This window comes from Vibrio sp. AND4 (assembly GCF_000171815.1).
GTDB lineage: Bacteria > Pseudomonadota > Gammaproteobacteria > Enterobacterales > Vibrionaceae > Vibrio.
Window position 1 is genome coordinate 12,190 of sequence record NZ_ABGR01000017.1, and the last position, 13,742, is coordinate 25,931.

Genomic DNA, 13,742 nt, shown 5'->3' on the forward strand with positions numbered 1-13,742 from the left:
GTTAACGCGTTATAGAAGGGGCACTGGACTATTCATTAAATAAGGGGGATTGGGTCATATCCTGTGTGATTTCTTCTAGTGTAGTGTTCTCAACGCGTGTCACTATGTCAGTTGGCTCAGCCAAGCTAATAGGTAAGGTGACTGAGTAGTTCAGCACCATGCGTGGCTTGCTACCCAGTGCTTGCCAAAAATTACCCAGACTGTTGAGCTCTTCCCTTGGCGGCATTACTCGTGTTTTTGCATTGGGAAATTGTGTTAAGGTTCGGTTGTTGATCAGCGCATTAATAATCTGATTCATAATGGTTATCGCTTGATTTTTTGGGCCCATAGACATTTCGCCATCTACGTTTTCCCAGTAGGTGATGATGTAGTTACAGCACAGATTGACATGATCAGGCGCAAATCTCCCCTTCTTATTATCATAACGGTTAGATTGCGACGTATTTAACGTCAGATCTTCGTGAACATCATACAGAAACACACTGACCGTTGGTTTAGTACCAAGCTTATCCGGATCTGGAATGTCAAAACGGATCTCGGTTCCTTCAGCTACGTAGTCAGTCAAGATGTCTTCCAGTGCGGTATTGAGATCTAGGATGTCTTTGTTCGAGACGTTTTGCTCAGCAGATTTTGCAAATGCATTCATATTTCGTTTCTTCTTTTACGTTTAGATTATAAGGCGACCAACTTTTGTTAATTCACGCTGCATGGCTGTCAGGATGTGATGCTCACTAATATGTGGTGCATTCTCACCTGCAGAAAAGTAAGCAGATAACAAAGCAATATTTCGGATATTGGCCCCGGTTAGCTGGGTACGCGCTGCTAGAGCACGCAAATCAAGATTCGGATCGAGTTTGCACCCCTCGGGCCAAATGCTTTTCCATAGTGCATGCCGAGTATTTTCATCTGGCGCTTTAAATTGCGTAATGAAGGTAAATCGCCGGCTGAACGCCTCATCGAGGTGGCTTCGGTTGTTGGTCGCGAGAATCGCTAAGCCTGGGTAGTTCTCCAGTCTTTGCAATAGATACGCGACTTCAATGTTGGCATGTCTATCTTTTGAATCACTTGCTTCCGAGCGTTTACCAAACAGGGCATCAGCCTCATCAAAAAACAGTACGCCGGCATCCGCTTCGGCCAAGTCAAAAATACGAGCCAGATGCTTCTCGGTTTCACCAATGTATTTATCCACCACATTGGCTAGGTCCACTTTGATCAGATCAACGCCGAGCTGCCCGGCAATAACCTCGGCAGCCATGGTTTTTCCTAAACCCGAATCACCATGAAAAAGCGCACTGACTCCCGTGCCGTAACCGACTTTATCGGCAAAACCGGAATTCAATACTTGCTCTCGCTGCTGGATCGCCACCATGAGCTCATGCAGTTGATTTTTCAGGTTATCAGCGACGATGAGGTCATCAAAGCCGCGCTTAGGTTCAATTCGATGTGCTAATTGACCAAAATTTTTCTGCGAGTGAAGTCGAAAAGCCTTGTTGAGATCGGCATCGTTAACTGGGCTATCTTGATCCCTCAAGGAGCGATAACATCTTGCCTCTTGCAGTATATTGTTCAGTGAGGATTGGTTAAATGAAAAGCGACGGCATAAACGCTCTGTGTCTGTTGAGATAAAGTCCTCAGAACTCAGTGCACGTTGTAAAATATGCAGTTTTTCTTGGTAAGAAAGAGTCGGCATCTCTAGCGCAATCTGCGTCACGTTGGGCATCACCGTTCGAGCGCTATCTTGCTCACACAATCCGATAATCCGCACGTGTGGCTGCTTAACCAAGGTTACCCAATCACTGAGTAATTCTTGGCGTGAATCGGAAAATTCATCCCAATGACGAACCACAAGGATGCCATTACGCATTCTTACTTCACGTAAGGCCTCCTTTAGTGCCTGTTTGGCGTCACGTCTCTCCGTAGGTAACTTAGTTACATCCAGCACGAGTAACAGATCATTTTTTGTTGCGGCTTCAGCAGCAATTGCCTCTAGACGCCCACAGCCTAAAGGACCTTTTAACATGATGATCGGCATCACGTTATCTTGTTGGTTGTGTACTTGGGCTTGCATCCCTTCGCGAATAGTTTGGGGGCAAGAGTATTGAGTTGAGTCCCTAAAATACCATTTGGCACAATCAGCGAGGTGAGAGGCTAAAGAATGATGTCCGAACAGATAATGGTAGATTGCCGCTGGGGTTTGAAATAACGATTGTTGCCATCCTTCCCCTCGCCGCTGTTTACTTTTGTCAATACTGATGAGTTCATGTCGGAGCAACGTTGAATCAGGTAAAAAGTCGCCTTGGCGATCCGATTGTTCTTCGACAGAGCCAGCGAGTAATTGTAATGCCAGTTCAATACTCGGATTCTCTTTATCTTCAGAACGTTGTAAAGCAGCGAACCATGAATGGTAACGACTGTCCATATGCGGCATCAAACCGAGTAACAGTACATTTACTTCAAACTCTGTCAGTTTAAAGCGTGCCTTGAGCGATGACAGTCGACAGTCAGAAGCGTTCAAATGCGGCAGCTCACCAACATTGAAAATCGCCGGTGTTTGCATCCAATGCGGCACCCCTTGTGACGTCGCTTGGTGTTGAGAGATGCGCTCTTCGTCTAAGATAAAATCTTCAAGCACATGTGCTTCGAGTGCCGGGCGGCGCATGAGTGTGTAACGTTGCAGGTGCAAATCAAGCTGCTCAATTGCGCTAAATAGCGTCTGCTGATCATGATTAAGATGGGGAGAGGTCATGAGTTAACCCTAAAAGTATTTCAGTTCATGTGAGTCGAGAGGTTGGCTGAATCCAGCTTTTCGAGCTCACTTGGGTATGGAAATGCGATTTTTTATCCGTGCCTTTGTTTATTCGAGGCTTTGTTTATTCGAGGCTGCCCCACACGACTTTGATGGGCTGCTCTAGCCAAGGTAGGGCGATGATGTTCACCGGCCATGGCCAATCCTGGAGCAATACATCAAAGCTATCTGAGGTGACCGTTAGCACTGGCTGTTGAACCGTGGTGAGGAAACCAGGGCGCTGAAGGAACCATTGTTGAATGTCCTCAGGTGACAGCTTTTGCCATTTGCCTTGTAGAGCCTCTGGCAGCCCTTTTAACCAATTATCTAAGAATGATAATGTCTCCTCCTCTAATGCCATTGGTTCCGGTGGCACTGCTTCGGTAATACCGCACATCAATAAGGGAAGCGGTGAATAATCCCTTTTTTCAGCCTGTGGCTCACAGAGCCAACTAATACACGATGCGGCCTTCAATTGCGTTTCACGATTCAAAAAAGCCTTGTCTTTGAGTAAACCGAGCTGACGAAATAAGCTGGGTAAGAAGGGCCATAATAAACTCAAGCCAGCATTAGAAATGCTCTCCCATGGTTCATCTTTGGCCTTGTTGCCAGCCGAGTTGAGCATTTCTTTATTGAGCAAGGCGAATTGCCGCCCAGAGAGCTGTGGCTGAATGTACTCACGCACCGGATCTCTTTGCCATAACTTAATCAACCAATTTGCCTTGAAATGCTTATTGCCTTTAGTGTCTAACGCATTGTTAAACACTTTTAGCAATATTTGTTTCTCATAGGCACTGTAAGGCGAATCAGTAATATCAAGTTCTGGTAGCTCGAGCTTAAGGCGCTCCTGACAATAGTGTATCGCGCAAAGCTGCAATGTGGTTGGGGTTAGGTTTCCCGTCACCTCGAGTTCTGAGACCCACTTTTGGCATATCTCTTTGAGTTTTGAAGGCGAGAGGCTGCGATACAGTTGGTTTGCGCCACGATATTCGAGGCAAGCCTGGGCCAACTTCGCGAGCGTCAATTGAGGATTTATTCTCAGCAACTCATTGAGCTTTTCAATATTTCTCAGTACTTCTGAGCTTTCCACTACGAAATCGAATCTTGATTGTTCACTAAGGTCTTCATTCTCGTACTTTGACACTAATTGCTGAAGAGTACGCGTTAACTGCCTCTCCAATTGTTGACAAAAGGTCGGTTCGAAAGTACCTGCGGGTATCTTCCCCAAGTCAATAATCAGTGGCCGAGTCACGCGTAGTGTCTGGCCACCAGTATCGATCCTCGACAATACCCGCTCGAGTAATCTTTTTAATTCTGTATGAAACAGTTGACTGCAACGCCGACTAAATCGGTCGGCATCATTAGTTGGTAAAGAGAGGGAGATACGTACTTTATCTATTGTGTATTTTTGCTGGGGTATTATTTCGCCTAAGCTTCTCATTCAATTCTCATAATAAAGGCCAAAATATAATAAGGAAGCATTACATCAACTTCATGTTTATGAGCCATTAAAGCCTCCATAATGAAATACTTTAAAGAGTTTATCTCAATGATGAGTTCTCTCTACTTAGTGGTGCATTTCAGATAGAAGAGGGCGCAATGGTGTCTACAGGAAAACTCTGCCGCGTTTAAATCTATATTTGCGACAGAGCCATAGTGCACTCACGGTATCGTTTAGACTTAGTTTACTCGCATTATGTACCGCACCAAGTAGTGTTTTGGTTGCCCGGCTACTTTCAATTTTGTTGCCAGGGCGTTCACGTTAACATTGTGCGAGTGTGATTGATTTCCGCCCTTAGAATTTGTGTTTCCACGCCAATTGTTATTATTTCCTGTAGCTGGAGCCAAATAATAATGCATATATGTACCATTTTTACTTTTAGAATGTTCCTGCATGATCGTCATCTGGTGATCATGACTAGGTATCTGGTTAATATTTAGCTTGTGTCCAAGGACTAAGGACGACGCATTACTACTTGTACCCAGTATACGGCGATTATCTGAAACTGCATTAGTACCATAAGTTTTGTTGCCCATTAGGAAGCAACCAGTTAGATCCGGTACACCAGCGGTACTTCCGTCACACAGGGCCCAGCCTTTAGGTGGATTATTACTTGTCGAGCCCCAGGCGACAATCGTCCCCACTGGTATAAGGGCATTGAGCAGCTCGTCATAGTCAACATTTAACTTACTACTATTATTTTTAAGCCCTGTGCCAGCCAACTGACTTGATGTTTCTTCATAATCAATTTTTAAGTTACCGCTTCCTTCATCCAATTCGAGACCATTGCCAGCTTCAACCCCCCTAACTTTTCCAGCTAAATCGATTAACTGTAAAAAATCTGGTTGCTTTGGCACTGTCCCTGCCACGAATTTCTGCTTTAAATTTTCAGGATCAATATTACTCATAATTTGTTCTCTTTTTAATTAAATAGGTAAACCAGCATAAGGATATTTCTATGCTGGCCAGTAGACATTTGCAATGCCATTGGTCAATTTATGACTGCGAGTCTGGCTTCACCTGAAGTAAATCGTTTTCATCGATGTAAGCTTGTTTTGCTGTTTCATCTGGTTCTGCTTCGATAGCGGCAAATTGATCATCTTTAACAATGAATGAGAAGCCAATCCCCTCCATTTGCGATGGTGCTCGCCCAAGGGTCAAGCTATCAAGAATTTGATAGGATTTGTTGCCAATTGGGCAGCCGTCTTTCACCCAATCATTGACAGTTTCACGAAGCTGTGAAAATTTTGCTCTCTCCACCCAATGGATAATGACCTGACAATGGCTTGGTAAATCGGAGTGCAGTATTTCTTTGATCCAACCTTCAACCTCAGCCCATTGCTCTCGCACATAACTCGGTAACATTTCCTTATTAAGGGCAATGCTTAACGTAAAGGAGAAGCGTTCGCTCATATCATCTTGTTCTAAGTACCAGAACCATTGCTCTTGAATATCGTGTTCATTAACACCCTCGAGCGTTACTTTGTGTTGGTATCGATCGATATCAGTAATCTTATATGCATGGTCTGTTATTGCTGTATTGCTATCCTTCGAGAAGCGTTTTAGCGTATCACCAATTTGGGCCAGAGCAGGAAAATCAACACAAGTTACCTGACATTCATTGCCACTTTGGTCCTTAGGCTCCTGAAGTCTAAAAGGGACATCCGCTAAAAAGGTATCTGAGGCTGATACTTTGACACTATCACTATCAATAATGTCATCCACGTAATTCATTAAAGGGGTATCTTTAATTTTGATGAAAAGATCATTATCTATCACCTCGTCTACCATAAGGCAGAGAATAGGATAGGTGCTCTCTTCACTTAAACCTGGCACTTGGAATGAGAGGTCTAGTAACATTCCTCTCTGAAAGTCAGAACTTCCGTTGTTGAGAGTTAATCTAAGTCTGTCGCCTTCCTCTGATGGGTTATTGACTTCATGAGCATTAAAGCTGTTAGCCGCCGGTAAGTTCGGCAGAGCTCGGCGAGTTTCAATAATCGCAATATCATCAGCGTTCATTCCGATTTTTCCAGCAATACGCTCCTCGATATTTTTGTAGGCAGCCCGGTAATATTGATTCTTGGGAATATTTGCTAGCAGTTCACGCTGGCTTGTTAAATAGCTCTCCTTCGGTTTTAAAAGTATATTTGGGCCGAGCTCCTCATTAAAGTAACTCATTAGGTATTGCAGGCTGGAGATCGATTTCTGAAAGTCCTCGTTTTGAGTTTGACAGAAACCCTCAAGTTGCCCTTTATAACCGTCATGCACTTGATCCGATGATGAGCCATCTTCGAAAGGCCACTGGTAGCCCCAGAAGTCGGCATTGTCTTCTCGAGACGTTTGATCAAACCCTAAGATATTGGGTAAATTGTTTAATTGTGCGTTCCGATTGGCAAGTGTTTGCTCGATTGGCAACAGAAACTGATGCAAGTATTTTGTTGAGTCACTGGGTGTCGGCGATGTTAAATCGTAACAGTCAGGGAGCAGTTTTGTGACCGCCTCATTACTCACATCGTTAGAATTTTCTCCCCAGACCGTCTGTTCATCGACATGATTAATCAGCGGCGGTAATGATACGTACTCTTTTATGTCATCAATCTTCTTATCTAGTACCACCTGGCTTTTTGTGCGCAGCGAGACGTTTTGAAGAACCGCGGTGATAGAGTGACCAAAAGTCAGGTATTTTAATTCGTTAACCGTAAATTCCAGCACGGGAGAATCGACGTCGATGATTTTTTTTACGCCATTGATTGCGCATACTTTGGCCAATAAGTGACTCATATGGAACGACTGTGACGCGGTATAATCCCTTTTTGAGGGAAGTTCCGCTATCCAACCGTGCGTGAGGAAAGGTCCACGATAAATCTCGTTGTTGGTGAAACCTTGCCTTCTCAGCTCTTGCGTCGAATAACGTTCAACAGGTGGACAAGCAAAATCTTTGGCAACTTGATAAATTTCGGCATAAATTTCGGCAATTCTTTGCTTATCCGCTGGATTAATATCATCTGTTACTTCAATCATTAGCTCTAACTGCTTAACGTCCTCAGCCAGCCAATGAATATTACTGAACTTCTCACCTACGTTTTCTATCGTCGGTAAATATTGTAGGAGTGCCTGTTTGGCGCTAGTAAGAAGATCAGAATTTTTTTGCAATACTTCGCTAGGGACCAAATATAGGGAGTAGTTACCTAACAAGGTATATGCTTTATCACTCGTTGCGCCTGCTCGAAATGTAAATTTATGTTTTTCACAATCGAAGTAATACTTATAGCGCTTATCAACCGGTTCTTTAGTGATGTATACATCACTAAAGAAAAAGAATGCTTGTTCAAATTCGTCATTAAAGCACTCATCGTGACTGTGCAGGTCAAGTAATACTTTGCGATAGTCATCCACAGTGACAGGGCCACACGTCAGTACCTTTTGGGGTTCGAAATCGACAGGAAACACCTTGACTGGCCCCGACTGATCTTCTTTTACTAAAATATCATTGATGGGGCGTGTCTGCAGATGTGCAAGCTCTGCAGCTCTCGCTGTTACTCCCTCAAGTAAAGTGACACCGGGATCATGTTCACTGGTATCAGTCCAGGTCTGACCAGAAACATCTTGTAATGTTTGCTGCGCTTGTTGCCAAAAAGTCTCAATATATGACTCTAGCGTTGGTGAATCATTACTCTCCATGACTTGCCCCTAATTTGCTTCGTTTATGTTGATAGAATCAGTACTTAATACCAATACTTCCCCACTATCTGCCGATTGTGAGTTTGAATTATTATTTAATTTCAGTTCGTCGAGATTATCGACCAGTGGGTGTTGCTGAATGTGTGCGATGACATCGTAGTAGTTAAACTGATTGGCGACCTTAGGGCCGAGCTCGCGATCGGAGACCCACGGCATGTAATGCTGAATCAGTGACTCGGTTAACTGCGCTTTGCCGTATTCAGGGTTCACACCCGCTTTGAAGGTGACCGTAGACTCTAGTTTCACCACGTTATATTTGGGGTTTACTACTTGCACATCCGTCCATGCAGAGGCGCGATGGGTTAGGAAACTGCGGAGCGCATCCATTTTCTGTCGGCCAAGTGTTGGCTGATAAACATCGACATTGTCCCTACTACGGGCACGTGGAATCACGACGAAAGCTGCCGTATTGATAGCCGAGTTATCATTTTGGTTGGCAATCACATCATACACATACGCAAAGTTATCCTTTATTAATAAAATACTATCAGCGTATGAGATGGCGCGATCGCGATGCGATAACTGACGCGGGATGCGAGCGTTGAAATCTGAGTGACTTTCCGGCGCTTCCCCCCCCCACGATTGCCAAGGCTGAACGATTTTTTCTACACCTTGGATACCGGTTGCCAATGCTTTGATGCTCTCTGGGGGTAAAGCTTGGCCTGTGACCGTATCCGCTAATTGACTGGCATTCGACAATGTCGCTGTGGTGGCATTAGTTAAAATACCATTGATATTTACGCCTATGACCTCAGCCGAATCATGCCTAATAAATTCACCATCCAACTTAATACCAGCGATAAGAACCCACTTGTCAGCCATATTTGGCTTATCTAGGCGTATTTTTTTCACCCCCTTTACTGGTGAGCTCAAGGAGATGGGGAACGCGTTCTTAAACACCTCAATACCACCTTCCATAATCATACTGTCCGTAATCGTACCGTTTGTAAGCTCAACCCCTTTTTCATCGATTAAGTGGTAGATTACGCCATCCATGTGGCGGTCAATAAGTTTACAGTTTCTTGAATAAACGGTCATATTCCCAATATCAGTAGGCTTAGGTAACGTAAACTCAATAAATGCGATAAGAGTATGATGAGAGTGCCAAATAGTACCTAAATCGCCATCACCAGCGCCATACCATGGATTGGGGCCATAGTGACCTGGAGATGTTTCAATATTTGTTTTTGTAAATTCGCCCTTTATCCAAGCCAATTCGGATTGATGAGAAACAGGCCATACCGCTGACCATGTACCACTTACTGAAAGGTCACTGGTGTTATCAATTAAGCTGCTATCTAGGGGCTGCCACTTTTCGTTATCTGCTTTCTTTTCATCAAAATAAAACCATTCAATTGGGTTGTTATTCGTCGCAGTCAGATTGAAGAAAAGGGTTAATGTGTCTCCCTGATTAAGGTTTTTGAACCCCAAAAAGAAATTTAACTTCTCTAGCTGAATACCATTTGTCGGCCAGTTTTTCTTATCATCGTCGTCGCTCTCATCATAGTATTGACAGCACTCATCATCTGGATTGGGTTCGTAGTTTGAATTGCTGCTCAAACAAAGCGCGGAGAAGGTACTGTGATTGGCGAGGACACCCCGATCCAACTGATATTCAATATCGATCCCATTTTCATCTTGGCCAGCTTGAAGCAGGCTGCCTTTTGGCACCATGAGGTTTGAAAACGCTTCTTCTAATTGCACCGAGACGGCGACTTGCCCTGGCTTGGCTGCTTGTGGTTTTAAACCAAGTAACTCTTGATAATATAAGTCTCGTTGCTTCCCGGGTAGGCGATTCATCAGTGCTTGCGGGGTTTCCAGCATTTTTAGGTAAGCAAACAACAGCGCTTGGTGTGGTGGCAGCGTGCCGGTAGGGTTTTGGTATTGCTCTGCCAGTTCAGTGACAGATAGACCTTGAAAAAGGACATCAGCCCAAGTGGATTCGATTACCCCATCAAATATCAACTCCATAACACCAAAAACTAGACTGTATTCGGTAGTAACGTCATAAAAGCGCACCGATTTCACTGGCTCACCACGAATTGGCTCTTTAAGCTTAAACGACCCATTAATGCTCCGTTCACAGCAATCTAAAAGAAGTTTATCGAAAATCTCCCGATTATTTTTGTCAAAGCCTTTGATACCCATTGTCCCGTTTGCAGGAGCGGCTAGGTATATCTCGAATGAAATTACTGGATAAGGTTTGTCCAGGGTGAACTCTATCCAATTCGTTGTCCCAACTGGGGTATATTCAGTCAGCCATGCAGTCTTAGTATCACCATCGGTTGCCTTATCTTTTGAGTAATCCTCATGTAAGCAAGAACTTACCTCTGCAAACTCTACTTTTGGTTTGACTTGGAATGGAATTTGAGCGGTATACTCATAAAGATATTGCAATTTATCTTGTATTGTTCGGTCATCGATATGAAAATTTGCGCTTGAATCTATGCCAAGTGTATCGCTTCTATTAATCATGAGAAATGGTGTCCATGCGAATATTAGGCATCACACTTGGTCATGCCTAAGGCTAGTAATAATGAAGAAGGAGTGAAGCAGCCGTTAGGAGACGGTTACCAACAAGTCTCAATATATGACGCTAATGTTGGTGAATCATTACTCTCCATGGCTTGCCCTTAATTTGCTTCGTTTATGTTGATAGAATCAGTACTGAATACCAATACTTCCCCACTACCTGCCGATATTGAGTATGTATCCTTATCTAATTCCAGCTCTTTGAGATTATCGACCAGTGGGTGCTGCTGAATGTGTGCGATGACATCGTAGTAGTTAAACTGATTGGCGACCTTAGGGCCGAGCTCGCGATCGGAGACCCACGGCATGTAATGCTGAATCAGTGACTCGGTTAACTGCGCTTTGCCGTATTCAGGGTTCACACCCGCTTTGAAGGTGACCGTTGACTCTAGTTCCACCACGTTATATTTGGGGTTTACTACTTGCACATCCGTCCATGCAGAGGCGCGATGGGTTAGGAAACTGCGGAGCGCATCCATTTTCTGTCGGCCAAGTGTTGGCTGATAAACATCGACATTGTCCCTACTACGGGCACGTGGAATCACGACGAAAGCTGCCGTATTGATAGCCGAGTTATCATTTTGGTTGGCAATCACATCATACACATACGCAAAGTTATCCTTTATTAATAAAATACTATCAGCGTATGAGATGGCGCGATCGCGATGCGATAACTGACGCGGGATGCGAGCGTTGAAATCTGAGTGACTTTCCGGCGCTTCCCCCCCCCACGATTGCCAAGGCTGAACGATTTCTGCTACACCTTGGATATCGGTTGCTAATGCGGTGATGCTCTCTGGGGGTAAAGCTTGGCCTGTGACCGTATCCGTCAATTGACTGGCATTCGACAATGTCGCTGTGGTGGCATTAGTTAAAATACCATTGATGTTTACGCCTATGACCTCAGCCGAATCATGCCTAATAAATTCACCATCCAACTTAATACCAGCGCAAGTAATATAGTATTTATTATTACTAGTCGGACCGGACCTATCTAGGCGTATTTTTTTCACTCCCTCTACTGGTTGGTCCAAGGTGATGAGGAACTCGTTGCTTGGAACCTGAGTACCATTGTCCGTAATCGTACCGCTTGTAAGCTCAACCCCTTTTTCGTCGATTAAGTGGTAGATTACGCCATCTATGTAGCGATCCAATATGGTATCAAAGTCTCTTGAATAAACGGTCATATTCCCAATATCAGTAGGCTTAGGTAACGTAAACTCAATAAATGAATCTTTATTATTCGAAGAAAGCCAATAAAAATCTTTATCTCCATCACCAGCATCCTGCCAATGGGGTAGGTTGTTCGGATATATACAAGATACTTCAATATTTGTTTTGGTAAATTCGCCCTTTATCCAAGCCAATTCGGAGTCATGAGAAACAGGCCATACCGCTGACCATGTACCACTTACTGAAAGGTCACTGGTGTTATCAATTAAGCTGCTATCTAGGGGCTGCCACTTTTCGTTATTCGGTTTCTCTTCATCAAAATAAAACCATTCAATTGGGTTGTTATTCGTCGCAGTCAGATTGAAGAAAAGGGATAATGTGTCTCCCTGATTAAGGTTTTTGAACCCCAAAAAGAGATTTAACTTCTCTAGCTGAATACCATCTGTCGGCCAGTTTTTCTTATTATCTTCAGCACTCTCATCATAGTATTGACAGTGCTCATCAGTCGGATCGGGGTTGTAGTTTGAATTGCTGCTCAAACAAAGCGCGGAGAAGGTACTGTGATTGGCGAGGACATCCCGATCCAACTGATATTCAATATCGATCCCATTTTCATCTTGGCCAGCTTGAAGCAGGCTGCCTTTTGGCACCATAAGGTTTGAAAACGCTTCTTCTAATTGCACCGAGACGGCGACTTGCCCTGGCTTGGCTGCTTGTGGTTTTAAACCAAGTAACCCTTGATAATATAAGTCTCGTTGCTTCCCGGGTAGGCGATTCATCAGTGCTTGCGGGGTTTCCAGCATTTTTAGGTAAGCAAACAACAGCGCTTGGTGTGGTGGCAGCGTGCCGGTAGGGTTTTGGTATTGCTCTGCCAGTTCGGTGACAGATCGACCTTGAAAAAGGACATCAGCCCAAGTGGTGGCATTAGTTAAAATACCATTGATGTTTACGCCTATGACCTCAGCCGAATCATGCCGAATAAATTCACCATCCAACTTAATACCACTGAGAGCAATAGGTAGAGTATTCTGATATGGCCTATCTAAGCGTATTTTTTTTACCCTCTTTACTGGTGAGTCCAATTGGATTACTACCTCCCGACTGTGATCGCCCTCGTCCTCAATGGTACCACTTGCAAGCTCAACCCCTTTTTCGTCGATTAAGTGGTAGATTACGTCATTTAAGTAGTTTGGGAAGTTGTAAAGGTCTCTTCCATAAAGGGTCATGTTCTTAATATCGGTAAGCTTAGGTAACGTAAACTCAATAAATGCGTGTCTTTCATCCTCAGAAACCTGAGAATACCAATAATTATTTACCTCTCCATTACCAGCATACTGCCATCGGTGATATCTATTGTAGTTATTATCATATTCCGACGATACTTCAATATTTGTTTTGGTAAATTCGCCCTTTATCCAAGCCAATTCGGAGTCATGAGAAACAGGCCATACCGCTGACCATGTACCACTTACTGAAAGGTCACTGGTGTTATCAATTAAGCTGCTATCTAGGGGCTGCCACTTTTCGTTATTCGGTTTCTCTTCATCAAAATAAAACCATTCAATTTGGTTGTTATTCGTCGCAGTCAGATTGAAGAAAAGGGATAATGTGTCTCCCTGATTGACGTTTCTGAACCCTAAAAAGAAATTTAACTTCTCTAGCTGAATACCATCTGTCGGCCAGTTTTTCTTATTATCTTCAGCACTCTCATCATAGTATTGACAACACGCATCATTCGGATCGGGGTTGTAGTTTGAATTGCTGCTCAAACAAAGCGCGGAGAAGGTACTGTGATTGGCGAGGACATCTCGATCCAACTGATATTCACTACCTGCTTCACTTTGAAATATAATTTGATTGGTATACTTAAAAAGATATTGCAATTTATCTTGTATGGTTCGGTCATCGATTTGAAAATTCGCGCTTGAATCTATGCCAAGTGTGTCGCTTCTATTAATCATGAAAAATGGTGTCCATGCGAATATTAGGCATCACACTTGGTCATGCCTA

The 13,742-nt window shown here is 43.8% G+C and carries 7 protein-coding genes; all 7 read right to left on the bottom strand.

What is annotated here, in order from left to right:
* Window positions 1-28 precede the first annotated feature (28 nt).
* Window positions 29-646: a DUF4255 domain-containing protein gene (locus AND4_RS14385; RefSeq protein ID WP_009843701.1), complete on the bottom strand. Its 618-nt coding sequence runs from the start codon at window positions 644-646 to the stop codon at window positions 29-31.
* Window positions 647-667: 21 nt separating this feature from the next.
* A complete protein-coding gene (locus AND4_RS14390) occupies window positions 668-2,746 on the bottom strand; it encodes an ATP-binding protein (RefSeq protein ID WP_009843702.1) in 2,079 nt (692 codons plus the stop codon).
* 124 nt (window positions 2,747-2,870) lie between these two features.
* Complete coding sequence (locus AND4_RS14395; RefSeq protein WP_009843703.1) at window positions 2,871-4,226, bottom strand: contractile injection system tape measure protein; 1,356 nt, start codon at window positions 4,224-4,226, stop codon at window positions 2,871-2,873.
* A 239-nt stretch (window positions 4,227-4,465) separates the two neighbouring features.
* On the bottom strand, window positions 4,466-5,194 hold the full coding sequence (locus AND4_RS14400; protein WP_009843705.1) for a phage tail protein: 729 nt from the start codon (window positions 5,192-5,194) through the stop codon (window positions 4,466-4,468).
* 88 nt (window positions 5,195-5,282) lie between these two features.
* Window positions 5,283-7,967, bottom strand: a complete 2,685-nt coding sequence (locus AND4_RS14405; protein WP_009843706.1) for a hypothetical protein — start codon at window positions 7,965-7,967, stop codon at window positions 5,283-5,285.
* A 9-nt stretch (window positions 7,968-7,976) separates the two neighbouring features.
* Window positions 7,977-10,502, bottom strand: a complete 2,526-nt coding sequence (locus AND4_RS14410; RefSeq protein WP_009843707.1) for a hypothetical protein — start codon at window positions 10,500-10,502, stop codon at window positions 7,977-7,979.
* A 158-nt stretch (window positions 10,503-10,660) separates the two neighbouring features.
* Window positions 10,661-13,693: a hypothetical protein gene (locus tag AND4_RS14415; protein WP_009843708.1), complete on the bottom strand. Its 3,033-nt coding sequence runs from the start codon at window positions 13,691-13,693 to the stop codon at window positions 10,661-10,663.
* Window positions 13,694-13,742 lie beyond the last annotated feature (49 nt).

Coding starts and splice junctions, on each gene's coding strand:
- AND4_RS14405 (WP_009843706.1), bottom strand. CDS start 7,967: ATGGAGAGTAATGATTCACCAACGCTAGAGTCATATATTGAGACTTTT.
- AND4_RS14415 (WP_009843708.1), bottom strand. CDS start 13,693: ATGATTAATAGAAGCGACACACTTGGCATAGATTCAAGCGCGAATTTT.
- AND4_RS14395 (WP_009843703.1), bottom strand. CDS start 4,226: ATGAGAAGCTTAGGCGAAATAATACCCCAGCAAAAATACACAATAGAT.
- AND4_RS14390 (WP_009843702.1), bottom strand. CDS start 2,746: ATGACCTCTCCCCATCTTAATCATGATCAGCAGACGCTATTTAGCGCA.
- AND4_RS14410 (WP_009843707.1), bottom strand. CDS start 10,502: ATGATTAATAGAAGCGATACACTTGGCATAGATTCAAGCGCAAATTTT.
- AND4_RS14385 (WP_009843701.1), bottom strand. CDS start 646: ATGAATGCATTTGCAAAATCTGCTGAGCAAAACGTCTCGAACAAAGAC.
- AND4_RS14400 (WP_009843705.1), bottom strand. CDS start 5,194: ATGAGTAATATTGATCCTGAAAATTTAAAGCAGAAATTCGTGGCAGGG.